Below are 25391 nucleotides of genomic sequence, written 5' to 3' on the forward strand. Positions count from 1 at the left end.
GCAGCTTGCAAGCCCTGGGAGGGCCCCTGCGAAAGTGCGCGAAATTTAACAACTTTCGTTTCGTCTGGGAAGCCCCACACAGATATTTATTTGAATTAAAACAGCCAGTTAGTGATGCCTCGAGCGGCGCCAATGACCTTGCAGCGAGGCAGTGCCTGCGTTCTGGCCAATATTCAGGCTTCTCCACTGTTCAACCGCCAACAGGTACAGCTTGAGAGTTCCGCCAAGACAAGCCCTCAGACATTCTCAAAAACTGAACAAACACTTCTTAATTATTCAGTTTTACAGAAGATCACCGACCATTACTTTAGCCCCAGGTTTGAATCGCCCTTTTCGTACGACTCGAGGTAGCTCCCATGTCTGAACAATCCCTGGCTGTGCACTCCCCTTTCAATGGCGCTGTCGTTGGTCACGTGGCGGTTTCCACCGAAGCCGATGTCGAGCACGCGCTGAGTATTGCCCATGGCATCTTCCGCAACCGCAGCCAGTGGTTGTCCAAGCCTCGGCGGATTGAAATCCTGCTGCGCGCCGCCGAATTGATCGGTGCGCGCAAGGTGGCGATTGCTACCCAGGCGGCCAGCGAAGGCGGCAAACCGTTGAAGGATTCGATCACCGAGGTCGAGCGTGGTATCGACGGTATCCTCAATTGCATCGAGGTGCTGCGCACCGAAGGCGGCCACGTGATCCCGATGGGATTGAACGCCAGCTCGGCCAACCGGGTGGCCTTCACCCAATACGAACCGCTTGGCGTGGTCGCGGCCGTTTCGGCATTCAACCACCCGTTCAACCTGATCGTGCATCAAGTGGTACCGGCCATTGCGGTCAGTGCACCCGTGGTGGTCAAACCGGCGGCCAACACGCCGCTGAGCTGCCAGACCTTGCTCGATATTCTCGCCGAGGCCGGCCTGCCCGAAGGTTGGGCGCAAATGGTGCTGCCGACCGACAACGCGGTCACCGGCAAACTGGTGTCCGACCCACGGGTGGGTTTCTTCAGCTTCATCGGCTCGGCGGCGGTAGGCTGGATGCTGCGCTCGACCCTCGCCCCGGGGACCCGCTGCGCGCTGGAGCACGGCGGCGTGGCGCCCGTGATTCTCGCTGCGGATGCCGACCTCGACGACGCCCTGCCGCGCATCGCCCGTGGTGGCTTCTGGCACGCCGGCCAGGCGTGCGTCAGCGTGCAGCGGATTTTCTGCCATCGCAGCATTGCCGAGCAGGTCGCCGAGCGACTGGGCCAATCGGCCGACGCCATGGTCGTGGGTGACCCGACCGAGATGGCGACCGACGTCGGCCCGCTGATCGCCGAACGTGAAGTCGATCGTGTGAGCCAATGGGTGAACGACGCCGTTGCCGGTGGCGCCCGCTTGATCGCCGGTGGCCGCGCACTCGGCAACAACTGCTATGCGCCGACCGTGTTGCTCAACCCGTCCATCGATTCGAACGTGATGCAAAAAGAAGTGTTCGGCCCGGTGGTGGCGGTGTACGCCTACGACGACCTGGCCGAAGCGATCCAACTGGCCAACGCCCTGCCCTATGCCTTCCAGGCCGCGGTGTTCACCCGGGACCTGGACACCGCCATGCAGTGCTATCAGGACCTCGACGCCACGGCCGTGATGGTCAACGAAAACACCCTGTTCCGCGTCGACTGGATGCCGTTCGCCGGTGCACGCCTGTCCGGCCATGGCGTGGGCGGGATTCCTCACACCATGAAAGAGATGCAGGTCGAAAAAATGATGGTCTGGCGTTCGCGAGCGGTGCGCGGCTGAACAGCGTGTTGTGCAGTTTCCACCTGTCCGTCAAGGAGGCCGAGTGAGCGAGCGGCCGGTGTGAGTCACCGGCCGCTCTACATACCAAAGCGTTAGTTTCAAACACCCATGTCTGGTGGTTAGTGCCCCGCTTTGCCCATAAATTTTCCGCATCCGGGGAAATATCCTCGGGCCGCGCCGGCGCTCCCTCTAGAACTCACATGAGTGATGAACATGACTGACGAGAAAAACGGAACCACACGCCGTGGTTTGATCACCACCGGCGCCATGGCGGCAGCCCTGGCGGTGACATTGCCTGCGCTGGCGGCGCAGCAGACATCAGCATCGACAACCGCCGCTGCGGGTGGCAAAAGCGACGGCAATGCCAGTGGTTCGGGGATGTTCACCGTCAAGGACGGCACGCAGATTTTCTACAAGGACTGGGGCAGCGGTCAGCCGATCGTATTCCACCACGGCTGGCCACTGTCCAGTGACGACTGGGATGCGCAAATGCTGTTCTTCCTCAGCAAGGGTTTTCGCGTCATCGCTCACGATCGCCGTGGCCATGGCCGCTCCTCCCAGACCGCTGTCGGCAACGAAATGGACACTTACGCCGCCGACGTTGCTGAACTGATGGCGCACCTGAACATCAGAAATGCCGTGCACATCGGTCACTCCACCGGTGGCGGTGAAGTGGCCCGTTATGTCGCGCGACATGGCCGCGGGCGCGTGGCCAAAGCGGTACTGATCGGTGCTGTGCCGCCGATCATGCTGCGTACCGCAAAAAATCCGGGCGGCATTCCAATGGACGTCTTCGACGGCTTGCGCAAAGCCGTGGCGGAGAACCGCACTCAGTTTTATCGCGAGTTCCCAAGCGGGCCGTTCTACGGCTTCAATCGCCCCGGCGCGAAAGTCTCCGAAGCAATCATCGACAACTGGTGGCGCCAGGGCATGAACGGCGGGATCAAGGCGCAGTACGACTGCATCAAAGCCTTCTCGGAAACCGACTTCACCGATGACTTGAAAAACATCGAAGTGCCGACCCTGGTGCTGCACGGTGAAGACGACCAGATCGTACCGATCGCCGACTCGGCGCAACTGTCGATCAAACTGCTGCGACACGGCACGTTGAAAACCTACCCGGGTCAGCCCCACGGCATGTGCACGACCCATGGCGACGTGATCAACGCAGACCTCCTGGCGTTCATCAAGGCTTGATGCCCTTGGGCGGCGGCAGCACCGCAAGAGCCGGATCATGCTGAACGTCATGTCCGGCTTCCCCCGCGCCAGAGCAAAGTGCCTGGCGCTTTGGGCAACCACATCCGCGATTTTTTTCGTCGATACCTTCACGGAACTCAACGTCGCAGTGGCGGTGCTGTACGTCCTGGTCATCATGATGGCCATGGACACCTGCTCGATTCGCGGGCTGCGCCGGGTGGCACTGACCTGCGCGGTGCTGACGGCTGCCGGGTTCTTTGTTTCCCATCACGAGCATCCGTTCAGCGCCGCACTGGCGCGCTGCCTCGTCAGCCTGACGGCCATCGGCATTGCCACCTGGCTGGCGTTGAAAAATCGGCGCACCAGCGATGAACTGCAAAAGCAATTCAGTTTGTTGGCCCATACCCATGATGTGGAAGCGCAACTGCATCGCGCGCAAATCGAACTTGCCCACATCTGCCGAAATACCACGATGGGCGAACTGTCTGCGTCCATCGCCCATGAAGTCAATCAGCCACTGGCAGCCATCACCTCCAGTGCCGAAGCCGCTCAACGCTGGCTTGACCGGCCGGTTCCCGACCTCAAAGAAGCCGGCGCTGCCATCGCCAGGGCAGCCAGTAACGCGCGTCGTGCGGCCGAGGTGATAAAGCGCATTCGCGACCTGACCCGCAAAAGCGATCCGCACTACGAAGAATTGGACCTGCAATCCGTCGTTGCGGACTCACTTGCCCTGCTCGAACGGGAAATCCAGAGTCATCAGGTGCGATTGCTGTGCACGTTCGCGCGCCATTCACCCAAGGTGTCAGGCGATCGCATCCAGCTCCAGCAGGTGGTAATCAACCTGATCATCAACAGCCTGCACGCCATGAGCGGCCACCGAGACTCGCCGGGTGAGCTGCATGTAGGCGTTTATTGGCAGGAGGACCGTGCAGTGGTACGAGTGCACGATAACGGCCCGGGGATTGATCAACAGCACCTTGCGCTGCTGTTCGATGCGTTTTTCACCACCAAGGAAGACGGCATGGGGATCGGGTTATCGATCTGCCGCTCGATCATCGAGTTGCACGGCGGGTCCATTCGGGCAGACAGTCAGCCCAACCAGGGCGCGACCTTCTCGTTCTCCCTCCCGCTGTCGACCGCGAATAGCCAACCCTCGTCATAGCGTCACGATCGATCCTGCATGACGCGGCCCACTCAGCGTTACGACGCGCAACGCAGCCACCTTTTGGTGGGAAACGATCACGCTAAAGCCTGAGGGTTCTATACCCGCGTATGGTATCGAACGCGGTACTTCGGGATGCACACTCTTTCTCCAGGCGTTCGGTCGCTCTTGCAGTGAAACAGCGGCTTTCGCCAACGACTTTTGACCCAGGCAAAACGGAGAATGAGCATGACAACGCATCTGGACCACCCCGCCCAAGAGGCTGGAGCACATCAGAAAGGCAACGGTCAGCAGCAGGCAACAACACTCGCCGGTGGATCGGGGTTCGAGGAGTTGGTTCCTTCGCGCTATGCCGTGCGGGTCGGCGAGATTGACGTGCTGGTGATCAGCGATGGCGTGCTGCCTCTGCCAACCTCGACCATGTCTACCAACGCCGACCCCGCCGCCCGAGCGGCCTGGTTCAAGGACATGTTCCTGGGGCCAGACGCCTTCGATTGGGCGCTGAACGTCCTGGTGATACGCAGCGGCGAGCAAATCATTCTCGTCGACGCCGGATTGGGCGGGCAATTCCCCGGTTTCCCAAGGGCCGGACAGTTTCCCAAGCGCCTGCAGGCGGCCGGTATCGATCTGGGCGCCGTGACCGATGTGGTGATCACCCACATGCACATGGACCATGTCGGCGGGCTGCTGGTCGACGAGGTGAAAAACAAGTTGCGGCCGGACGTGCGCATCCACGTTTCAGCGACCGAGGTCGCGTTCTGGGAGTCGCCCGATTTCACCCACACCGTCATGCCCGAGCCGGTGCCGGACGTCCTGCGGGCAACCGCCAAACAATTCATCAACGACTACCGCAGCAACGTGCGGACCTTTGATGACGAGTATCAAGTGGCACCGGGCGTGGTCGCCAAAGTCACCGGTGGCCACACCCCTGGGCACTGCGTGGTCTACGTGAACTCCGGCGGCGAACGCTTGACCTTTGCAGGCGACGCCCTGTTCCCGGTGGCCTTCGAACACCCCGACTGGCACAACGGTTTTGAACACGACCCCGAGGAATCGGAACGCGTTCGGGTCCGGCTGATGCAAGAAGCGGCAGCCAGCGGAGAGCTGTTTGTCGCCACGCACCTGCCGTTCCCTTCCGTTGGCCGCGTGGCCATCGATGGCAATGCGTTTCGCTGGGTAGCGGCTTTCTGGGATTTCTGACCGTTTTCAGGTAAGTCCGGCCTGTGCAACGCTCGTGCGGGGGGCATAGAGGCCGGACGAAAACCCTGAACCCGTCTAATCTAATCAGTACAGAATCAACACGCCTGCTGCCTCTTCTACAGGGGAAACGCGATGACGAGTCAACACACGCACTTTTGCTCGTCATGGCGGCTCCCTGCCCTGCTCGCCATCAGCCTGGCGCTCATCGCCGGATGTTCGGGCAAAACGCCCACGACTCGCTATGCGTCCTCAAACATCGGTTCAGCCTGTTATGCAAAAGCCCTCCCCACTGTCGGCGAAGGTGGCCTGGCCTGGGGCGACACCCTGACCATGGCGCGGCAGAAATCCCTGAGCAATTGCGCACGCTATGCCGGCCGTTCCGGCGGCACGCCAAGTACCTGCCAAGTGGTGCTGGCGCAATGCAAGCATTGAAAAACCGGTTTTCCGTTTGTGCGCCGCTTTTGCATTTCTGTGCGACACATCCCACTTCGGGGCTCCCGTTTCACACGCTCGTGGTGTTAGCTTGGAAATGTTTCTGATTAATCGATCAGATATTTCCCACAAACTGCCTGCAAAGGAATGCCCCCAGCAATGGACTTTTCACTCAAGCACTTGGCCGCGACCACCCTGATGCTCGCCAGCCTGTCGACGTTCACCAGCGCTGCACATGCCAACATCACACCGCAACAGAGCGCGATCATTCTCAAGACTTTCAGCGATGCCTCGGTCAAGGACTTCAGGCAGTTCCTTGGCAGCCTGGGCAACAGTGATATCGCCAAAACCGACGACCTCGGCCCGGCCATCAAAGCCTTCCTCGACAACAAGACGCTGACCGCTGCGCAACAGAACGAAATCCATCGTTTGCTAGGCCTGTATGCGCGTCTGAAATACGGCAGTGCCGCCACCGAAACCTTAAAGGAACTGGTGGCCATCCCGACCGTGCGCGTCGACGGTGTGGAACAGCATGACAACCCTGAATTCATCAAGATCGCCGAGAAGATCAAAGGCCTCGCCCAGGCGTTCAACCTGAACTTCCGCAACATCGATAACCGCGTCTATGAAATCTCCCTCGAAGGCAGCGGCGCTGAAGTCGTGGGCATTCACGCCCATGCCGACGTAGTGCCGGTCACCCCGGAAAACTGGGTCCTGAAGGACGGCACCCGCCTCGATCCGTTCAAGGTCACGCTGATCGGCGACCGCATGTATGGCCGCGGCACCGAGGATGACAAGAACGGTATCGTGGTGGCGATGTACGCCATGAAAATCATCAAGGAAGAGAAACTGCCGCTGGCGAGAAACTTCAAGCTGCTGGTCGACACCACCGAAGAAACCACTGGCGACGCCATCCCCTACTACTTCGAACGCAACCCTACGCCCAACTACAACCTGGCGCTGGATGGCGGCTATCCGGTGGTCATCGCCGAGAAAGGCTACGGCACGGTCATGGCCAGCTTCGCCAAGCGTGAAGCCCAAGGCAAGGGCGCGCAGATCATTTCGATGACAGGCGGCCTGGCCACCAACCAGATTCCGTCGACATCGGTCGCCACGCTGCTGACCGACAAACCTGCCGAACTGGCCGCCAGCCTGCAAACGGCCGGGGCCGATTACGTCAAGCGCAATGGTGGCAACTTCGAAATCGCGGCCAAGGTCGACGGCAAGGACGTCAAGCTGACCGTCACCGGTGTGTCCGCGCACTCCTCCGAGCCTGAATCGGGAGTCAACCCGGTGGCCAGGATGCTCGACTTCATCAATGGCCTCGACGGCAAGGTTGCGCTCAAGCACAACCAGATCACCGACGCCGCCCGCTATGCGGCCGATAATTGGGGCCTGGATTACCTGGGTGGCAAATTGGGCGTTGGTTTTGCCGATGACTTCATGGGGTCGCTGACCACCTCCCTGACCTATGTCGGGGAGGATGACAAAGCGTTCAAACTGGCGGTCAACCTGCGCGTGCCGAAGGGCAAATCACCGCAAGCGCTGAAAGCGGAAATCGCCGCAAAGCTCGACGCCTGGAGCAAGACAACCAAGATCGCGCCGACCTTCGACTACTCGATCGCCGAACCGATGTACCGCAACCCCGAAGGTGAATGGGTCAAGGCCCTGCTCGCCGTGGCCAGCGAAAACCTCGGCATGGAACACAAGTTCGGCACCTCCGCCGGCGCCACCTCGGTGCATGAACTGCCTAACGGCGTGCAGTTCGGCCTGGCCATGCCAGACGTGAAATACACTGGCCACAACGACAACGAGTTCAAGACCACCGAGCAGTTCCTGCTGGACCTGCAGATCGTGACCGAAATGATGGGTCGCATCGGCCAGTTGCCAAAGCTCTGATCCGCCTTCGCTGATGCTGGCGGGGACGAAAGTCCCCGCTTTTTTTTGGTGATGGGTAGGTGTGGGTGAGTTTTTTGCCCACGGATTTCATCCAGCCAGGCCCTACACGTCATCGTTAACGACCATCGCCAGCAAGCCGGCTCCTACGGAATTCGCGTTACCTGCATTCCCCGGGATTGCGTGAACAACCTGAAAAATCGCAGCCTCCTATTGCGTTAAACCCTGGCAAATTCTGGTTCGCTGCTACGATTAAGGAGCGCCAACGAACTGAGGCCTGCGGCTTGCACAGTCGGTATTGACCTCCCTGAAGTTGATCCACTCATTTCGAGCCTGCCCGCCCCCAGGGAGGGAGTCATGCGTATTCCATTGTTTTACGCGATGTCGGCTGTTCTGTTTTTGAGCGCAACGCCCAGCCTGGCGCAATCACCGGAGCCTCCAGCACCGGCCCCGGAAAACACCGCCGAGGCCCCGTCGGCGTCTTCCCCGGCGCCCGTCAAAGATGCGGTGTTTACCCAGGAACAACTGGATCAAATGCTGGCGCCGATTGCGCTCTATCCGGACCCCTTGCTGGCGCAACTGCTGATGGCTTCCACCTACCCCGGGGAAATCGCCGAGGCGGTGAAGTGGTCCAAAGCGCACCCGGACGCCAAGGGCGATGATGCGGTCAAACAAGTGGCGAATCAGACCTGGGACCCGAGCGTGCAGGCACTGGTCGCTTTTCCGCAGGTGCTGGCCACGCTGGGACAGGATCCCGTCTGGGTCCAGCGCCTGGGTGATGCGTTCCTGGCGCAGCCCGATGACTTGATGGACGGCGTGCAACGCCTGCGGCATCAAGCCCAGGCGGCAGGCAATCTGCAGAGCAATCAATATCAGAACGTGACGGTCCAGGCAGCGCCGGCACCCGCAACGCCGGCGCCCGCCCCTGCACCGGCCAGCACTTCCACTATCATCATTCAGCCTGCCGATCCGCAGGTTGTGTATGTACCCACGTATAACCCGACAACCACTTACGGCACTTGGGCGTACCCAGCGTCGCCCCCCGTGTATTACCCGCCGCCACCGGCCTTTTACCCCGGTTCGGCCTTGGTGGCCGGGCTGGCGTTCGGCACCGGTGTGGCGATCATCGGGTCGTTGTGGGGCGATTGCGACTGGGACAACAACGACATCGACATCGACGTCAATCGCTGCAACAACATCAATCGCAACAGCCAGATCACCAATAACAAGTGGCAACACAACTCTGTTCACCGTGATGGCGTGCCTTATCGTGACACCCGCAGCCGCGAACAGTATGGCCGCCAATTGAACGGTGCCAACCAGCGTGACGCTTATCGAGGCGACAACGCCCAACGCGCCCAGGCCCGGGAAAACGCCCGCAACTCCATGGACCAACACGGTATCGAGCGCCCCGCCACCAGCAACCGCGAGGCCCGCGATCAAACCCGCAGAGCCCAGTCGGAAAACACGGTCAGCAATCGGATGCAATCCGGTGCGGATAGACCGAAAACGTCTGACAGAGCCCAGAACACCGCCAGAAATACCCGCGAGAATCAGCAGGCCGGCCAATTGAATCAACGCACGCAGGATCGCCCGCAGGACCGCTCACAAGTGCGCCAGACTTCCCAAAAAAGACCGGCCGCCAGCGCCGGCAGTGCCCGCAACAACGCATTCGCCGGCGCACGCTCACCGTCGCAGACCAACGCACAAGCTGCACGTGGCCGGGCCAGCCAGGCATCTGCCATGCGCCCCAGTGCCGCGCGATCCGCCGGCCACCCGATCAGTCGGCCATCCGCACCAGCGCGTCAAAGGGGGGGCCGTCGTTGAAAAACCTATTTCCTGTAAAAGCACTCTTGGGCTTGCTGCCGCATGTCTTGGTGATCACTGCCGGCCTGGTCTGGTCGAGCGTGGCGATGGCACAGCAGGCATTTCCCACACCCGAAAAAGCCGCTGAAGCGTTTGTCGAGGCTTTGGGCACGGAACACGCCGATCAGGCGCGCCTGACAGAGTTGCTCGGCGAAGACTGGCGCACTTACATCCCCCGTGAAGGCGTGCAGCGCAGTGATGTGGATGCGTTCCTCAAGCAGTACCACGAGCAACATCGCATCGAAAAAGCCAACGAGCGCAAGGCTCATCTGGCCGTCGGCAGTGATCACTGGACCCTGCCGATCCCCATGATCAAAGATGCCAAGGGTTGGCGTTTCGACCTCAAGGCCGGCAGCGTGGAAATCCGCGCGCGCCGAATCGGTCGCAACGAACTGGCCGCCGTGCAATCGGTGCTGACCTATCACGACGCGCAGATGGACTATGCGTCAGTCGATCGCGACGGTGATGGCGCACTCGAATACGCGCAAAAGATCCTCAGCACCCCTGGCCAACATGACGGCCTCTATTGGGAGGACGACGACAGTGGCCAGATCAGCCCGTTGGGGCCGTTGTTCGGCAAAACCATTGCCGGCGAAGACTGGCACGGCTACCACTTCCGCATCCTTGACGGCCAAGGCCCCTCGGCACCGGGTGGTGCCTACAGTTACCTCATTGGCGACAAAATGAGTCGCGGTTTTGCCCTGATTGCCTGGCCGGCGAAATACGATGACACCGGGGTCATGAGCTTCATGATCAGCCATGACGGCCAAGTGTTCGAGAAAGACCTCGGGCCCGGGGGCGACACACTGGCGAAAGCGATGAAGCGCTTTGATCCGGATGACAGCTGGAACGAAGTGGCGGCAGATCAGGACTAATGCGCAATGGGCTGCAGACGGCTGAACTGACTGAGGATGGGTGATGACTTTTCTTGTTTTTCTTCTGGCTTGCGGTGCGGCGGCAAGCACGGGCCTCATGTTCAAGCCGGGCCCGTGGTACGCGTCTCTCGTCAAACCGGGTTTCACCCCACCCAACTGGGTGTTTCCGGTCGCTTGGACGACTATCTATTTGCTGCTCGCCTGGGCCGGGTACCGCCTGACGCTGATACCTGCAAGCCAGCCGGTGCTGGCGTTATGGGCGGCGCAGATTGCGCTCAATACGCTGTGGACGCCGGTGTTCTTCGGCGCGCAACGCATTCTCGCTGGGATGGTGATCCTCGCCGTGCTGTGGCTGGTGGTCGCGGCCATGGTGGTGATGGCGCTGCGGCTTGACCTGATCACTGGCCTGATCCTGTTTCCTTACCTTGTGTGGCTGTGTGTAGCCGCCGCTTTGAATTTTTCCATCCTGATCAATAATCGCTGATGGTTCAAAGTAGCGATCCAGAGCCTCCAACACATGTACTTACAAATGAGCCATTCGCGGAAAGCCTGATCAGCGACTAACACTGATAGGTTAACGCGCTTTATCGGGCCATGAGATGCCTAGCCTCAATATGCGCATCAAACTTCCCGGTATCCCCGCCCTCGGTGCTTATCTCGCACTGTTCTGTCTCTTTGCGACCGCATGGTTGCTCAATCCTGCCAATACGCACTCTTCATTTGCCCTGATGAAACCGGCGATGGCCGTGGCCAATCAGGTCGCCAAGCCCATCTATACCAGCCGTTTCGCTTCGTCCGGGCTGGTGGATTTCGTGCACTCGTCGGCTGTCACCGCGTTGCCTGATGGCAGTTTGATGACTGCCTGGTTCGCCGGCACGCGCGAAGGTGCCGCCGACGTGGAAGTGCGTGCCGCCCGTTTCGACGCGAAAACCGGTGAATGGGGGTCGGAGCAGGTACTGGCAACCCGCCGTTCGACCCAGCAAGGCACCCAACGCTACATTCGCAAGCTGGGCAACCCGGTGATTGCCCTCGCGCCGGATAACCGTCTGTGGTTGTTCTATGTGTCCGTGTCCATGGGCGGCTGGGCCGGCAGTGCGGTCAACGTGATGGTGTCTGACGACTTTGGCGGACATTGGTCCGCCCCTCGCCAGTTGATCACTTCGCCCTTTTTGAACATCAGCACCCTGGTCCGCTCGGCACCGGTGTTTCATGCTGACGGGTCCATTGGTTTGCCGGTCTACCACGAGTTTTTGGGCAAGTTTGCCGAATACCTCTATCTGAGCGCCGACGGCGATGTGATCGACAAATACCGCATCAGCCACGGGATGAACTCATTGCAACCCACCGTCGTTCCGCTCGACGGACAGCGCGGCATCGCCTTGTTGCGCTATGCCGGCAACACCCATCACCGGGTTCTGGCGACCCGTACCGAAGACGCCGGGCAAACCTGGAGCGAGCCGTATCCGCTCGACCCCTGGAACCCCAACTCTTCGCTGGCGGCCGTCGCGACGCCTGAGCACGGCTTGCTCGTAGCGCTCAATGACCTGCAGGAAGGGCGTTTCAAGCTGAGCCTGTATGGCACTGACGCCAAGATGGACGACTGGCGCTCGTTGCGGGACCTGGACAAATCGCCGGATCCAGCGGGGGCGCCGTTTTCGCCCAAGGCCTACAAGGAAATCATCGGCAACGAATTCCGCGATTCCAGTGGCGCGCTCCGCCAACCGCTGGAGGCGCAATTCCTGAGCAATCTCGACACGCGGGTCTGTAACTCCCTGGGCTGCGAGTTCGAATATGAGTATCCCTACTTCATCCGCAGTCCCGACGGCATGTATCACCTGGTTTATTCCTGGAACAACACCTTCATCAAACACGTCACTTTCAACGATGCGTGGCTGTCCGAGCGTCTCAAATGATCAACCTTTGGCAAGCCCACATCACCTTCGCGATGATCATCTTCCTGCTGCTGCCAGCCTTTGGTTTGCACCGGTACTGGCGTGTCGCGCTACTGTTCGCCTTGTTGGCGGCCAGTTTCATTCAGCTGGACGGGTTGTCCCTGGCGGTGTACTTGCGCAGCCACATCGATGACCTTGCGATTACGACACTGGTCTTCATGGCGTGGGGCTGCTTGCGTCGGCTGGACTTGCTGGCGCCGGCACAGCGCAACAAAACCGGCGTAATGCTCCTGTTCGCGGTGTTCGGGCTGGTGCTGTACCCGGCGACGCTCGGCCTGAGCGACATGGACCCGTACCGTTTCGGCTACAGCCCGCGGCCAATGCTGGTGCTCCTGGCGCTGCTGACGTTCGGCCTGTTTTACCTGCGTAACCATCTGGCCGTGGTGATGCTGGCGAGCGCCACCCTGGCCTTCGTCGCCGGGATAAAGCCTTCGCAAAATTACTGGGACTATCTGGTTGATCCGCTTCTGGGTCTGTACTGCTGCACCGCACTTGTACTGATTTTCATGCGCTGGCTGTTCGGCAGCCTGAACAAGTGGCGAATGTCAGCACGGGACGTAGCCCGATCTTCTTGAGATTCGACGACATTTTTTGACAGGGGAACATGGATGGGTTGGCTGCAATCGAGACGTTTGCACTATTGGCTAGGCGCGACAGCGATGCTGTTCGCGCTGTTTGCCGTGCTACGGGTGGTGTTCTTTTTCGGTTTTTCCGGCTTCGACGCTAAAGCGCTGTCCGGCGACGATACCGTCCTGGAAACCCTGGGCATCGGCTTTCGTTTCGATCTGCGCCTGGCCATCCTGGTGATGCTGCCGGTGGCCTTGCTGGCCTGGATTCCTCGCTGGAATCTTATCGGCAGCCGCCTGCTGCGCGGGATCGCGCGCCTCTACCTGGTGGTGATACTGGGCGCCCTGCTGCTGATCTACATCGTCGATTTCGGGCACTACGCGTACCTGGGCATGAGGATCAATGCCACCGTTCTGCGCTTTCTCGAAGACGCCCAGATTTCCCGCGACATGGTCTGGCAGACCTACCCGGTGGTGTGGATTACCCTCGGCTGGCTGGCAACGCTCGCCTTGGTGATACTGGCCCTGGTGCGCCTGGAACGCGTGACGCTGGACCGCATTCGCCAACCGATTCACCCGCTTTCCGCGACATGGGGCGGTGCCGTCACGGTGGTGTTGGTACTGCTGGGGATTTTAGGCCGTGTCGAGAACATGAACCTGGAAAACCCGGTGCCGTTGCGCTGGAGCGATGCGTTCTTCTCGGGCAACAACCAGATCGCCGCGCTGGGGTTGAACCCGGTCATTTTCCTTTATGACACGGTCAAGGTCGGCCAATCGCGTTATGACGAAGCGCAGGTGCGTGAACACTATTCGGTAATGGCCAACTACCTGGGGGTCGATCAGCCGGACCCGCAAAGCCTGAATTTCGTCCGCCACCAGGCACCGCAACCCTACAAGGTACCGGGGGCGCGACCGCCGAACGTGATGTTCGTCATGCTTGAATCCCTGGGCACCAGCGCTGTAGGGGCCTACGGCAACCCGATCAACCCGACGCCCAATATCGATCGCCTGGCCACCCAGAGCTGGTTCTTCGAACACTTCTACGTCCCGGTGACCGGGACCGCGAAAACCGTCTGGGCCAGCATTACCGGGGTCCCTGACGTCACGCGCCAGGAAACGGCGACGCGTAACCCGTTGATCACCAAACAGCACTCGCTGATCAACGCCTTCACCGGTTACGAGAAGATCTACACCATTGGCGGCAACTCCGGTTGGGCCAACATGAATGCCTTGATTCGCCAGAGCATCGACGGCGTGCGCCTGTTTGAAGAGCGCGACTGGAAATCACCGGTGGTGGATGTCTGGGGCATTTCCGATCTGGACCTGTTCAAGGAAACCGACCGTATCCTGCAATCGCTGCCCAAGGACAAACCGTTCTTCGCCTACGTACAGACCGCCGGTAACCATCGCCCCTTCACCATTCCCAAAACCAATGATGGATTCGAGGTCAAGCACCCTACCCTCGAAGAAGTCCAGGCCGCCGGTTCGCGCAGTGTCGAGCAGTACAACGCCGTGCGCCTGCTGGACTTCAACATCGGTCGCTTGATGGACATCGCCAAGGCAGGCGGCTACTACGACAACACCATTTTCGTGCTGTTTGGCGACCACAACACCCGAATCGCCCAGATCCCTTTCCTGGCGCCGGCCTATGAGCAACTGGGTCTGGAAAGCAATGCGGTGCCGATGATCATCCACGCTCCGGGCTTGCTCGGGACGCGCAGGGTCGAGGAAGCCGTGGGTCTGGTGGACTTGTTGCCGACCGTGGCAGGCATGGCCGGCCTCGAGTTCCGCAACGGCGGCATGGGCCGTGACATCCAGCAGCCAGCGCCCGAGGGTGAGCGCGTGGTACCGCTGGTGCTGCGTGAGGGGACGTTCCCGTTGATTGCCGGCGTGACTCAACATTACATGGTGCAAATGGAACACGACGGCAGCTCGCCCACGCTCCACGACCTGGCTTCGATGACGCCCACCGACAACGTGGCTGAGCAGAATCCGGAAGAGTTCAAACGCCTGATGCAATTGACCCGCGCGATGCACGAAACCTCGCGGTTGATGCTGTACCAGAACGTGCGGGAGTAACCGCTTACCTGCGCAAACCGGTGCAAACGCTTACAATCCTGCCTTTTGACCGTATACAGAAAGGCAGCAAGGCTATGGCGCTTGACCCACCCACGATGTTGACCCTCTCGATTGCCCTTGCAGCCGCCGCCGCGCTGTATCTGGCGGTCGAGTGGCGGAGCATCCGTGAACCCTCGCTGCTGTTCTGGAGCGCAGGTTTTGCGACGATCACCGTGGGCTCGACGCTGGCCTTGCTGCGTGGCATCGGCCTTCTGCTGGTCGGCATCTGGTTTGCCAACGGTCTGTTGGTGCTGGCCCACTGGTTCTTCCTGCTGGGCGTGGCGCGGTTTACCCAGACGCGCCTGTCCCGAGCCTGGTATTTGATCTTCGTCGCCTGGCTGGCGCTGCTGTTGCTGCCCGATGAGCCGTCGTGGTCGAAGATCATGTTGCTGGCCAATTCGCTGCTGGTTGCCATGGTGACGCTGCGGGCCAGCTTCCTCTTGCGCCCCCACGGCAAATCCTTGAGTGTCGGGGCGGGTCAGCTGCGCTATGTGCTGCTGGGCCATGGCCTGTTCTATCTGATCAAATCGATAACGGCGGTGATTCCCGGCACGCTGATCGACCTCGCGGCCTTGCGTGGCGAGATCATCCAGATCTCCCTGGTCGAGGGGGTGATGGCGATCATGCTGATCGCACTGTCGATGACCGGCACCGAGCGTTACCGGCGAGAAAAGCAAATCTCACGGCTCGCCGAACGCGACCCACTGACCGCCCTGTACAACCGCCGCGCGCTGGAAGTGCGGGCACCACGCCTGTTGCGCGACGTCTCCAGCGCTCGTCCTGGCGCGCTGCTGTTGATCGATATCGACAACTTCAAACCGGTCAACGATCTGTATGGGCATACCGCTGGCGACCGACTGCTGGTTGAACTGAGCGAGATGATCCGCTCGGTATTGCCCGACGACGCGCTGGCTGCCCGATTGGGCGGTGACGAGTTCGTGATCCTGCTCAACAACGCCTCCAACGAACGAATCGTGGCGATGGGTAACGCACTGCGTGAGCAATTCCACAGCGCCGCGACGCAGACCTTCAGCACACCGCAAGCGGTGACCCTGAGCATCGGTGCCAGCCTGTTCGACCAGCCGCCGAGCAGTCTGGCGGCGTTGATTGAGCAAGGCGACGCCGCGCTGTACGAATCCAAGCGTGGCGGACGCGACAGTATCCGTCTGGTTGATCGGACCCAGGCCAGCGATCAGCCCGTCCGTTAACGGCTAGTAGGCGGGAGTGCCGACGGCCATCTCGAAAAATCTGCGCGGTTGAAAACTTGCGAAAAGCGACAGTAGGCTAAGCTTACGTCAGCTTATTGCCCACGATGCTCGCGGCGGCGGTTGTTGGAATTTTCTGGAGAGCGTCTGCAACAGCTATCTCAGACAGTTCCACACAATTTGCGCAGGATTGCCGTGATGACCGAGCCATTCCTCAGTTTTGACGAACTCAAGCGTGCGGCCCTCTCTGGCGAGATCGATACCGTGCTGGTGTGCATGGTCGACATGCAGGGGCGGCTGGTGGGCAAGCGATTCCAGGTCGAGTTTTTCATCGACAGCGGTCATGAAGAAACCCACTGCTGCAACTACCTGCTGGCCGACGACATCGACATGGAGCCGGTGCCGGGCTACGCCGCTGCCAGTTGGAGCAAAGGCTACGGCGACTTTGTCCTCAAACCCGACATGCGCACCCTGCGCAAAGTGCCCTGGCTGGAATGCACGGCGCTGGTGCTGTGCGATGTGCTCGACCATCACCACCGCCAAGACTTGCCCCACAGCCCACGGGCGATCCTGAAAAAACAGGTCGAGCGCCTGCGCGAACGCGGCTACACCGGCATGTTTGCCTCGGAGCTCGAGTTCTACCTGTTCGACGAAAGTTACGAGGCCATCCACAAGCGCAACTACCTCAAGCCAAAAACCGCCGGGCATTACATCGAGGATTACAACATCCTGCAGACCACCCGCGAGGAGCCGGTGCTGCGGGCGATTCGCAAGCACCTTCAGGCCAGCGGCATTCCCGTGGAAAATTCCAAGGGTGAATGGGGCCCGGGCCAGGAAGAGATCAACATCCGCTACGCCGACGCCATGACCATGGCCGACCACCACGTCATTATCAAGCACGCCTGCAAAGAGATCGCGCAGCTACAAGGCAAGGCGATCACCTTCATGGCCAAGTGGCGCTACGACGCCGCCGGTTCCAGCAGTCACATCCACAACTCGCTCTGGGACAAGAACGCCAGGAAGCCGCTTTTTTATGACGCCAAGGCCGAGTTCGGCATGTCCAGGCTGATGCGCTCATGGGTGGCCGGACAGCTCAAATACGCCAATGACATCACCTGCTTCCTCGCGCCCTACATCAACTCCTACAAGCGTTTTCAGGCCGGCACCTTCGCTCCGACCCGCGCGGTGTGGAGCCGAGACAACCGTACCGCCGGTTTTCGGTTGTGCGCTGAAAGCAGCAAGTCCATTCGCATCGAATGCCGCATCGGCGGCGCCGACCTCAACCCCTACCTGGCCTTCGCCGCCCTGATCGCAGCGGGGCTGGCGGGCGTCGACGAAAAACTCGACCTCGCCCCGCCCTTTGAAGGCGATGCCTACCTCGACGAGCAATTGCCTGAAGTGTCCAAGACCCTGCGCGAAGCCAGCGCCGCGCTCCAGGGCTCAAGCATGCTGCGCAAGGCGTTCGGTGATGAAGTGATCGACCACTACGTGCACACCGCCGAATGGGAGCAGAAAGAGTACGACCGGCGGGTCACCGATTGGGAACTGCAGCGCGGCTTCGAGCGCTATTGAGATCGACATGACTTCGACTATCCAACTCATCTCACCGGTCGATGGCCGGGTTTACGCTGAACGCCAACTTGTCGATGCGGCGCAACTCGAGCAGGCACTGGTGGCAGCCGCAACCGCACAAGCACAGTGGAAGCGCCGGCCACTGAACGAACGCGCGGCTTTTTGCAGTGCGGCGGTGGACGCGATGCTCGCCATGAAAGAGCAAATCGTCCCCGAACTGGCCTGGCAAATGGGCCGGCCGGTGCGCTATGGCGTCGGCGAACTGCGGGGTTTCGAAGAACGCGCGCGGCACATGATCGCCATTGCCCCCGAAGCCCTGGCAGCGATTGAACCCGAGCCCATCGCTGGCTTTCGGCGGTACATCAACCGTGAACCACTGGGGACAGTGCTGGTGGTCGCGCCCTGGAATTACCCGTACCTCACAGCGGTGAACACGATTATCCCGGCACTGATGGCGGGCAACGCCGTCATTCTCAAACATGCCTCGCAAACCCTGCTGGTCGGTGAACGGTTCGCCGAGGCCTTTCGTCGCGCCAACCTGCCGCCAGGCCTGCTCCAGAACTTGCTGCTCGATCATGGTCAAACTGCCGCGCTCATTGCCTCTGCACGGGTGCAACAGGTGAACTTCACGGGGTCGGTGGCCGCAGGCAAGGCCATGGAAAACGCCGCCAGCGGAAGATTCCTTGGCATGGGCCTGGAACTCGGTGGCAAAGACCCCGCCTATGTCCGGGCAGACGCCAATCTGGAGCACGCCGTGGAAAACCTGGTGGACGGCAGTTTTTTCAACGCCGGACAGAGCTGCTGCGCCATCGAGCGAATCTACGTGGATCAAACCCTCTACCCGGCGTTCGTCGAGCGCTTCGTCGAGTTGACCCGCCAATACGTGTTGGGCAACCCGTTGGACGAAGCCACCACCCTCGGTCCGCTGGTGACACCCGGCGCGGCTTCTTTCGTCCGTGGCCAGATCGCCGAAGCGGTGGCCCAGGGCGCGAAGGCGCTGATCGATCCGCAGACGTTCGCCGCCGATATACCGGGCAGCGCCTACCTTGCGCCGCAGGTGTTAATCGACGTCAGTCATCAAATGTCGGTCATGCGCGATGAAAGCTTCGGGCCGGTGGTGGGCATCATGCCGGTATCCAGCGATGACGAAGCCATTGCCTTGATGAACGACAGTGAGTTCGGGCTCAGCGCCTCGATCTGGACCCGGGACCTTGATGCTGCGCAACACCTGGGCAACGCGATCGACACCGGCACCGTGTTCATGAACCGCTGCGACTACCTGGACCCGGCCCTGGCCTGGACCGGAGTAAAAAACAGTGGGCGCGGCGTCACCCTGTCGCGCCTGGGTTATGAACACCTGACCCGCGCCAAATCCTTCCATCTGCGCCACGAGATCTGAGCCATGAGCCTGACTGGAAACTGGAACTACCCCACCAGCATTCGCTTCGGTGCCGGCCGCATCAGCGAACTGGCCGAGGTCTGTCGCAGCCAGGGTATCCAGCGACCGTTGCTGGTCACCGACAGTGGCCTGGGCCGGGCGCCGATCACCACCGCCGCCCTGGATTCACTTCGTGACGCGGGGCTGGGCGCTGCGCTGTTTTGCGACCTCAAGCCCAACCCGGTCGAAGCCAATCTGGCTGGCGGTCTCGCTGCCTGGCGCGCGGGCCATCACGATGGCGTGGTCGCCTTCGGCGGCGGCAGTGGCCTGGACATGGGCAAGCTGATTGCGTTCATGAGCGGCCAGACGCGGCCAGTCTGGGATTTCGAGGACATCGGCGACTACTGGACCCGCGCCGATGAAAGCCGCATCGCCCCGATCATTGCAGTGCCGACCACCGCCGGCACCGGCTCGGAAGTCGGCCGTGCGGCGGTGATCATCGACGACCGCACGCACACCAAACGCATCATCTTTCACCCGAAAATGATGCCGCGCGTGGTCATCAGCGACCCGGCCCTGACCGTCGGCATGCCGGCCAACGTCACCGCCGGCACAGGCATGGACGCATTGGCGCACTGCCTGGAAGCCTACTGCGCGCCCGGCTTTCACCCGATGGCCGATGGTATCGCCGTGGAAGGCATGCGTCTGGTGGCGAATGCCTTGGTGCGCGCCGTGCATATGCCTTCCGATCTCGATGCCCGGGGGCAAATGCTGGCCGCGGCAGCCATGGGCGCGACCGCATTCCAGAAAGGTCTTGGCGGGATGCACGCCCTCGCCCATCCGATCGGCGCGCTGTACGACACGCACCACGGCATGACCAATGCGACGCTGATGCCGTACGTGCTGAAATTCAATCGCCCGGCCATCGAAGAACGCATTACGCGCCTGGCGGCGTACCTCCACCTGCCCTCCCCGAGCTTCGACAGTTTCATGGCCTTGGTCCTCAAACTGCGCAAGGACATCGCCGTCCCGCACACGCTGTTTGAGCTGGGCGTGGATGACCAGCAGGCCGAGCTGATTGCAGACATGGCGGTGCTCGACCCTTCCGCCGGTGGTAATCCGTTGCCGCTGACCAAGGCCGGGGTGACGGATATTTTCCAGGCGGCGTACCACGGACGCCTGTAGCGCAATCGACGGTCCATGGTCGAAACGGCAGCACGTGGCATGGACACGTTTCATCGTTGCAACAGGAGCAGTACGACAAGGGGTTGAAGGCCAGCCCATCCGCAAACCCGGATGGACGCGTATTAAAACCTGAAGGGGCACCGACAATGAACCCAGCAAGCCAGCCCGGCACCGACACGCCGCAAGATGACGACGACGTCAAGGTGCTGCACAGCATGGGCTATGCCCAACAGCTATCGCGACGGATGGGCGTTTTCTCCAATTTTGCGATTTCCTTTTCAATCATCTGCATCCTCTCCGGCGGCATCAACTCACTTGCCCAGGGCACCTCGGGCGCGGGCGGTGCCTCGATCGGCATCGGCTGGCCGATCGGCTGCCTGATTTCCGGGGTGTTCGCCCTGGCCATGGCGCAGATTTCGTCGGCCTACCCCACCGCTGGCGGCCTGTATCACTGGGGCTCGATCCTCGGCAACCGTTTCACCGGCTGGCTCACCGCGTGGTTCAACCTGCTGGGGCTGGTCACGGTGCTGGGGGCCATCAATGTCGGCACTTACTACTTTTTCTTCGGCGCCTTCGGCCCGGCACTGGGCATGGAGGATACCACCACAACCCGGGTGATTTTCCTCGCCATTCTCACCGGGCTCCAGGCCTTGTGTAACCACTTGGGCATCGGCCTGACCGCCAGGCTCACCGACTTTTCGGGCTACCTGATTTTCGCCACCGCACTGGCCCTGACCATCGTCTGCCTGATCTCGGCCCCCAGTTACGAGTTCGCCCGCCTGGTGACCTTCGGCAACTACTCCGGCGAGGCCGGCGGCAGCGTCTGGCCACAGGTGTCCAACAGCTGGGTGTTCATGCTCGGCCTGCTGTTGCCGATCTACACCATCACCGGCTATGACGCGTCCGCGCACACCTCCGAAGAGACCCGCAATGCCGCCATCTCCGTGCCCAAGGGCATGGTCATGTCGGTGGTCTGGTCGCTGCTGTTCGGCTGGGTGATGCTCAGCTCGTTCGTGCTGATGCTGCCAAACATGGACGAAGCGGCCAGCAAAGGCTGGAGCGTGTTTTTCTGGGCCATGGACACCCAGGTCAACCCGACCTTGAAGCTCGCGTTGTACGTGGCGATTTTTATCTCGCAGGTACTTTGCGGATTGGCGACGGTGACCTCGGTTTCGCGAATGATCTTCGCCTTTTCCCGCGACGGCGGCCTGCCCTTCTCCAAAGCCCTGGCCTCGGTCTCGCCAACCTTCCGCAGCCCGGTAGCGGCCACCTGGACAGGGGCGACGCTGGCAGTGTTGTTCGTTTGGGGATCGTCGGTGATCTCGATCGGCGAGACACCGGTCTACACCATCGTGGTCTCCTGCACGGTGATCTTCCTGTTTTTCTCTTTCATCATTCCCATCGTGCTCGGCCTGTTTGCCTACGGAACCTCGAAGTGGCCGACCATGGGTCCCTGGAACATGGGCCGTTTCTGGTACACGGTGTTCGCGTTGCTGTCGGTGCTGTCGATGGTGATCATTTTCATCATCGGCATTCAGCCGCCGAACGACTGGGCGCTGTACATCACCATCGGCTTCCTGGTGCTGACGGCCATCGTCTGGTTCGGCTTTGAGGCCCGGCGCTTTCAGGGGCCGCCGGTGGGCGACGTGATCGCCAGACGCCAGGCGGAAATCGCCGCGGCGGAAGCGGCGTTGAATAAAAAATCAGGGAGTTGATGCCACGCAGGGAACAAAGACGAGCCGCGAGATGAATAGCCAGCTCAATTGAATACCGCTTAAGACCGGGTGGCAGCGAATGTTCCTGAAAATACTCGCAACACGGGGCCGGTGAGAATGACTGAGCCTACGCCATCCCATTGCACCGTTACCGTTCCGCCATCACATTCAACCGCAACGGTGTTGTCCAGCAAGCCGCGACGAATGCCGTTTACAACCGCGCCACAACAGCACGAGCCGGAACCGAGCGGAATCCCTCCCCACCGCTCCCAAATACGCAACCGAATGTGCTGTCGGTCGATGATCTGAACAAAATGCACGTTCGTCCTCAAGGGAAACAGAGGGTGGGTTTCCAGCGCCGGACCAAGCGTCGCGATGTCAATGGTGGCCAGGTCTTCGACAAAAAAAGTGCAGTGTGGATTGCCCATGCTGCACGCGGCGGGAGCACCGCCAAGCGGTAAAACTGCCGTGTCCATCTCCTCAGTCAGGGGAACATCCGCCCAGCCGAGTAGTGGCTCGCCCATGCTCACGGAGATTGTTCCGGTCACGGTTCGTTCACACGTCAGTAACCCGCGGTTGGTGCGCAGTATTATCGAAGCCATGCCTGATTCGCGCATCAACATATCCGCGACACCGCGCGTTGCACTGCCACAAACGTCCAGCGTGGAGCCGTCCGCATTCCAGAACATCACGTTTGCATCGGCGTCATCACAATCGAGCACCACTGCGAGCTGATTGAAGCCGACACCGCGATTGCGATCCCCCATTCGCCGCGCGATGTCCGCGGTCATCGAGTTGCCCGCATTACGTGAGTCGACGATTACAAAATCATCGCCATTGGCATGCATCTTGTGAAAACTCAGCGACATGAAAGGCCTCTGATAACGATTGATGGAAAAATCCATAGAAAAAACCGCCGCGGTGCGGCCAACATCATTTGAAAAAATGACTGGGCGTCTTGCCGAACTGTTTCTTGAACATGGTCGTGAAGGCGCTGGGGCTGTCGTAACCCAGCTCACCGGCGATATCGATGATCTTCTCACCCACCGCGATCCGCTCCAGCGCCAGCAGCAGTCGCGCTTGCTGCCGCCATTGCCCGAACGTCATGCCGGTTTCCTTGTGAAACAGCCGCTGGATGGTTTTCTCATCGAGATTGAGCCTCACGCTCCAGTGCGCCAGGGTCGAGCCATCGCCGGGGTCGCGCTGCAACGCCGAACACACCACCTTGATGCGTGGGTCGGTCGGTTGCGGCAGATGCAGCGGCAAGGTCGGCAAAATCGTCAGTTCATCGAGGATCAGGCGCATGACCCGCCCCTCGCGCGACGCCGGTTCGTAGGGCGGCTTGATATCGACCGAGACCTTGATCAGCTCGCTCAGCAGCGCAGAAATGCTCACCGCCCGAGGCTCGCTCGGCAGCTCGGTCAGCGGATCGGGCCGCACGAATACGCTGCGCATTTTCAACGGCCCCACGCAGCGGATCGAGTGAACGTGCCCGCTCGGCATCCAGATGCCACGACTGGGTGGGACGGTCCATTGGCTTAATCCCGAATGCACGACCATCACCCCCTCGATGGCGTAGATCAGCTGATGGGCCTCATGGGAGTGCGGTTCGATCAGCCAGTTTTCCGGGTAGTCCGTTGCGCTGCTGCTTATCTTGCAGGGGCGTTGGTCGATCTCTCTGAGAAATTCTTCCAGCGGTTTGATGATGATGCCCTTTTTGCGATAGTCGGCTCCCGGATTGCGTGAGACAGGCAAACCAGTGAAAACCTAGGATAGCGCCGAACCCCGAAATGGGTAGTGCTTTTGTGCCCCGCACCTGGCGCCACCGCCGTGCGTTTTTTGTCTGGAAGACCTGCCATGTCCATCAGTACCACCGCCTCGCCCGCGGCCGCCGCTTCGGTGGTCAGTCAAGCCAGCCCCCTGGTGATGCGCGTCATCGGCGCCTGTGCCCTGGCGCACCTGATCAATGACCTGATCCAGGCCGTGCTGCCGTCGATCTACCCGATGCTGAAAGCCACATACGGCCTGAGTTTCACGCAAGTCGGGCTGATCACCCTGACCTTCCAGCTGACCGCTTCGCTGCTGCAACCCTGGGTAGGCTATTACACTGACCGCCACCCAAAACCGTGGCTATTGCCAGCCGGGATGGTCTGCACCTTGATCGGTATTCTGATGTTGTCGATGGTCGGCAGCTTCCCGGCGATTCTGCTGGCCTCGGCGATGGTGGGTATCGGTTCGTCGACCTTTCACCCGGAAACCTCCCGCGTCGCGCGCCTGGCTTCGGGCGGCCGCTACGGCCTGGCGCAGTCGACGTTCCAGGTCGGTGGCAACGCCGGCAGCGCGTTCGGTCCATTGCTGGCGGCGGCCATTGTCATTCCGTATGGCCAGGGGAACGTCGCCTGGTTCGGCCTGTTCGCGGTGTTCGCCATCCTCGTGCAATACGGCCTGAGCCGCTGGTACCGCAATCACCTGAACCTGTTCAAGCTCAAGCAAGGCAGCAAGGCCACCCACGGCTTGTCGAAAAGACGGGTAACCTTCGCCCTGGTGGTGCTGGCGCTGCTGGTGTTCTCCAAGTATTTCTACATGTCCAGTTTCACCAGCTACTTCACCTTCTACCTGATCGAGAAATTCGACCTGTCGGTGGCCAGCTCGCAGCTGTACCTGTTCCTGTTTCTCGGCGCCGTCGCGGCCGGTACGTTTTTCGGTGGGCCGATTGGCGACCGCATCGGGCGCAAGCAAGTGATCTGGTTTTCGATTCTCGGTGCGGCACCTTTCACCCTGGCCCTGCCCTACGTCGACCTGTTCTGGACCAGCGTACTGAGCATGATCATCGGCTTCATCCTCGCGTCGGCGTTCTCTGCGATCGTGGTCTTCGCCCAGGAACTGGTGCCCGGTAACGTCGGCATGATCGCCGGGGTGTTCTTCGGCCTGATGTTCGGCTTCGGCGGTATCGGCGCCGCGCTGCTCGGGCACCTGGCGGACATCCACGGCATCGAATACGTGTACACGCTGTGTTCGTTCCTGCCGCTGCTGGGGATCCTGACCATTGTGTTGCCGTCGACTAAAGGCGTTTAAGGGCCAGCGACGTTCATCGGAACGCTGCCAGGTTTCTCGAACTCGCCGGCATGCGCCGCTTCCAATGATTAATCACTGGAGGCGCGCACCATGAACGACGAAGACCGTGAAACCGCAGAAAACGAAGATGACATTACCCCACCTGCAGCACCTCAGACGCCGGAACAGGAAGAAGAGGCATTGCGCCGCAAAATCGCCGAGATAGAACGCACAGTGGCGGACGGTCACTGATTG

Annotated in this window: 21 protein-coding genes; 19 read left to right on the plus strand and 2 right to left on the minus strand. The window is 60.7% G+C overall.

The genetic code is table 11. The annotated features are described in order from the left end of the window. Positions 1–356 precede the first annotated feature (356 nt). From BVK86_RS27795 to BVK86_RS27875, 17 genes are all read left to right on the plus strand, one after another. Positions 357–1763, plus strand: a complete 1407-nt coding sequence (locus BVK86_RS27795) for an aldehyde dehydrogenase family protein (RefSeq protein WP_075949431.1) — start codon at positions 357–359, stop codon at positions 1761–1763. 378 nt (positions 1764–2141) lie between these two features. Then, the gene (locus BVK86_RS27800; RefSeq protein WP_092267338.1) at positions 2142–2960 is read left to right on the plus strand and encodes an alpha/beta fold hydrolase; all 819 of its coding nucleotides are present in this window, start codon (positions 2142–2144) and stop codon (positions 2958–2960) included. Positions 2961–2997: 37 nt separating this feature from the next. Continuing rightward, positions 2998–4122: a sensor histidine kinase gene (locus BVK86_RS27805; protein WP_231977874.1), complete on the plus strand. Its 1125-nt coding sequence runs from the start codon at positions 2998–3000 to the stop codon at positions 4120–4122. Between the two features lie 228 nt (positions 4123–4350). Continuing rightward, positions 4351–5322: an MBL fold metallo-hydrolase gene (locus BVK86_RS27810; RefSeq protein ID WP_075949433.1), complete on the plus strand. Its 972-nt coding sequence runs from the start codon at positions 4351–4353 to the stop codon at positions 5320–5322. A 132-nt stretch (positions 5323–5454) separates the two neighbouring features. Then, positions 5455–5754 (plus strand): hypothetical protein, encoded by a 300-nt coding sequence (locus BVK86_RS27815; RefSeq protein ID WP_075949434.1) that lies wholly within the window; start codon positions 5455–5457, stop codon positions 5752–5754. Positions 5755–5913: 159 nt separating this feature from the next. After that, a complete protein-coding gene (locus BVK86_RS27820; RefSeq protein WP_075949435.1) occupies positions 5914–7653 on the plus strand; it encodes a dipeptidase in 1740 nt (579 codons plus the stop codon). Positions 7654–8007: 354 nt separating this feature from the next. Then, positions 8008–9477, plus strand: a complete 1470-nt coding sequence (locus BVK86_RS27825) for a DUF3300 domain-containing protein (RefSeq protein ID WP_075949436.1) — start codon at positions 8008–8010, stop codon at positions 9475–9477. A gap of 26 nt (positions 9478–9503) precedes the next feature. Then, positions 9504–10391, plus strand: coding sequence for a DUF2950 domain-containing protein (locus tag BVK86_RS27830; protein WP_075949437.1), 888 nt, complete (start codon positions 9504–9506; stop codon positions 10389–10391). Between the two features lie 43 nt (positions 10392–10434). Next, entirely contained in the window at positions 10435–10875 is a 441-nt protein-coding gene (gene tspO, locus BVK86_RS27835) for a tryptophan-rich sensory protein TspO (protein WP_075949438.1), read from the plus strand. 130 nt (positions 10876–11005) lie between these two features. Further along, positions 11006–12304 (plus strand): sialidase family protein, encoded by a 1299-nt coding sequence (locus tag BVK86_RS27840; RefSeq protein WP_075949439.1) that lies wholly within the window; start codon positions 11006–11008, stop codon positions 12302–12304. After that, the gene (locus BVK86_RS27845; RefSeq protein ID WP_075949440.1) at positions 12301–12918 is read left to right on the plus strand and encodes a hypothetical protein; all 618 of its coding nucleotides are present in this window, start codon (positions 12301–12303) and stop codon (positions 12916–12918) included. The genes BVK86_RS27840 and BVK86_RS27845 overlap by 4 nt, the downstream gene beginning before the upstream one ends. Positions 12919–12951: 33 nt before the next feature. Next, positions 12952–14988 (plus strand): LTA synthase family protein, encoded by a 2037-nt coding sequence (locus BVK86_RS27850; protein ID WP_075949441.1) that lies wholly within the window; start codon positions 12952–12954, stop codon positions 14986–14988. A gap of 74 nt (positions 14989–15062) precedes the next feature. After that, positions 15063–16235, plus strand: a complete 1173-nt coding sequence (locus BVK86_RS27855; RefSeq protein WP_173668856.1) for a GGDEF domain-containing protein — start codon at positions 15063–15065, stop codon at positions 16233–16235. A 195-nt stretch (positions 16236–16430) separates the two neighbouring features. Then, positions 16431–17804: a glutamine synthetase family protein gene (locus tag BVK86_RS27860; protein WP_075949442.1), complete on the plus strand. Its 1374-nt coding sequence runs from the start codon at positions 16431–16433 to the stop codon at positions 17802–17804. A 7-nt stretch (positions 17805–17811) separates the two neighbouring features. Continuing rightward, complete coding sequence (locus BVK86_RS27865) at positions 17812–19203, plus strand: aldehyde dehydrogenase family protein (RefSeq protein WP_075949443.1); 1392 nt, start codon at positions 17812–17814, stop codon at positions 19201–19203. Positions 19204–19206: 3 nt separating this feature from the next. Further along, positions 19207–20367: an iron-containing alcohol dehydrogenase gene (locus tag BVK86_RS27870; RefSeq protein WP_075949444.1), complete on the plus strand. Its 1161-nt coding sequence runs from the start codon at positions 19207–19209 to the stop codon at positions 20365–20367. Between the two features lie 146 nt (positions 20368–20513). Continuing rightward, the gene (locus tag BVK86_RS27875) at positions 20514–22082 is read left to right on the plus strand and encodes an amino acid permease (RefSeq protein WP_075949445.1); all 1569 of its coding nucleotides are present in this window, start codon (positions 20514–20516) and stop codon (positions 22080–22082) included. A 59-nt stretch (positions 22083–22141) separates the two neighbouring features. Here the strand turns inward: BVK86_RS27875 and dapF are convergent, their stop codons facing one another. After that, entirely contained in the window at positions 22142–22951 is an 810-nt protein-coding gene (gene dapF / locus BVK86_RS27880; RefSeq protein ID WP_075949457.1) for a diaminopimelate epimerase, read from the minus strand. 64 nt (positions 22952–23015) lie between these two features. Then, positions 23016–23789, minus strand: coding sequence for an AraC family transcriptional regulator (locus BVK86_RS27885; protein ID WP_083659365.1), 774 nt, complete (start codon positions 23787–23789; stop codon positions 23016–23018). 150 nt (positions 23790–23939) lie between these two features. Between BVK86_RS27885 and BVK86_RS27890 the strand changes: the two genes are divergently transcribed. Then, the gene (locus BVK86_RS27890) at positions 23940–25157 is read left to right on the plus strand and encodes an MFS transporter (RefSeq protein WP_075949447.1); all 1218 of its coding nucleotides are present in this window, start codon (positions 23940–23942) and stop codon (positions 25155–25157) included. Positions 25158–25247: 90 nt separating this feature from the next. Next, a complete protein-coding gene (locus BVK86_RS29920; RefSeq protein ID WP_167371525.1) occupies positions 25248–25388 on the plus strand; it encodes a hypothetical protein in 141 nt (46 codons plus the stop codon). Positions 25389–25391: the final 3 nt, after the last annotated feature.

This window comes from Pseudomonas reinekei (assembly GCF_001945365.1).
In the GTDB taxonomy this organism is placed as follows: domain Bacteria; phylum Pseudomonadota; class Gammaproteobacteria; order Pseudomonadales; family Pseudomonadaceae; genus Aquipseudomonas; species Aquipseudomonas reinekei.

Bases quoted from the DNA above. Each gene is read 5' to 3' on its own strand.
- BVK86_RS27845 (WP_075949440.1), top strand. From the start codon at position 12,301: ATGATCAACCTTTGGCAAGCCCACATCACCTTCGCGATGATCATCTTC.
- BVK86_RS27825 (WP_075949436.1), top strand. From the start codon at position 8,008: ATGCGTATTCCATTGTTTTACGCGATGTCGGCTGTTCTGTTTTTGAGC.
- BVK86_RS27795 (WP_075949431.1), top strand. From the start codon at position 357: ATGTCTGAACAATCCCTGGCTGTGCACTCCCCTTTCAATGGCGCTGTC.
- BVK86_RS27840 (WP_075949439.1), top strand. From the start codon at position 11,006: ATGCGCATCAAACTTCCCGGTATCCCCGCCCTCGGTGCTTATCTCGCA.
- BVK86_RS27815 (WP_075949434.1), top strand. From the start codon at position 5,455: ATGACGAGTCAACACACGCACTTTTGCTCGTCATGGCGGCTCCCTGCC.
- BVK86_RS27890 (WP_075949447.1), top strand. From the start codon at position 23,940: ATGTCCATCAGTACCACCGCCTCGCCCGCGGCCGCCGCTTCGGTGGTC.
- BVK86_RS27875 (WP_075949445.1), top strand. From the start codon at position 20,514: ATGAACCCAGCAAGCCAGCCCGGCACCGACACGCCGCAAGATGACGAC.
- dapF (WP_075949457.1), bottom strand. From the start codon at position 22,951: ATGTCGCTGAGTTTTCACAAGATGCATGCCAATGGCGATGATTTTGTA.
- BVK86_RS27810 (WP_075949433.1), top strand. From the start codon at position 4,351: ATGACAACGCATCTGGACCACCCCGCCCAAGAGGCTGGAGCACATCAG.
- BVK86_RS27850 (WP_075949441.1), top strand. From the start codon at position 12,952: ATGGGTTGGCTGCAATCGAGACGTTTGCACTATTGGCTAGGCGCGACA.
- BVK86_RS29920 (WP_167371525.1), top strand. From the start codon at position 25,248: ATGAACGACGAAGACCGTGAAACCGCAGAAAACGAAGATGACATTACC.
- BVK86_RS27865 (WP_075949443.1), top strand. From the start codon at position 17,812: ATGACTTCGACTATCCAACTCATCTCACCGGTCGATGGCCGGGTTTAC.
- tspO (WP_075949438.1), top strand. From the start codon at position 10,435: ATGACTTTTCTTGTTTTTCTTCTGGCTTGCGGTGCGGCGGCAAGCACG.
- BVK86_RS27870 (WP_075949444.1), top strand. From the start codon at position 19,207: ATGAGCCTGACTGGAAACTGGAACTACCCCACCAGCATTCGCTTCGGT.
- BVK86_RS27860 (WP_075949442.1), top strand. From the start codon at position 16,431: ATGACCGAGCCATTCCTCAGTTTTGACGAACTCAAGCGTGCGGCCCTC.
- BVK86_RS27855 (WP_173668856.1), top strand. From the start codon at position 15,063: ATGGCGCTTGACCCACCCACGATGTTGACCCTCTCGATTGCCCTTGCA.
- BVK86_RS27800 (WP_092267338.1), top strand. From the start codon at position 2,142: ATGTTCACCGTCAAGGACGGCACGCAGATTTTCTACAAGGACTGGGGC.
- BVK86_RS27805 (WP_231977874.1), top strand. From the start codon at position 2,998: ATGCTGAACGTCATGTCCGGCTTCCCCCGCGCCAGAGCAAAGTGCCTG.
- BVK86_RS27820 (WP_075949435.1), top strand. From the start codon at position 5,914: ATGGACTTTTCACTCAAGCACTTGGCCGCGACCACCCTGATGCTCGCC.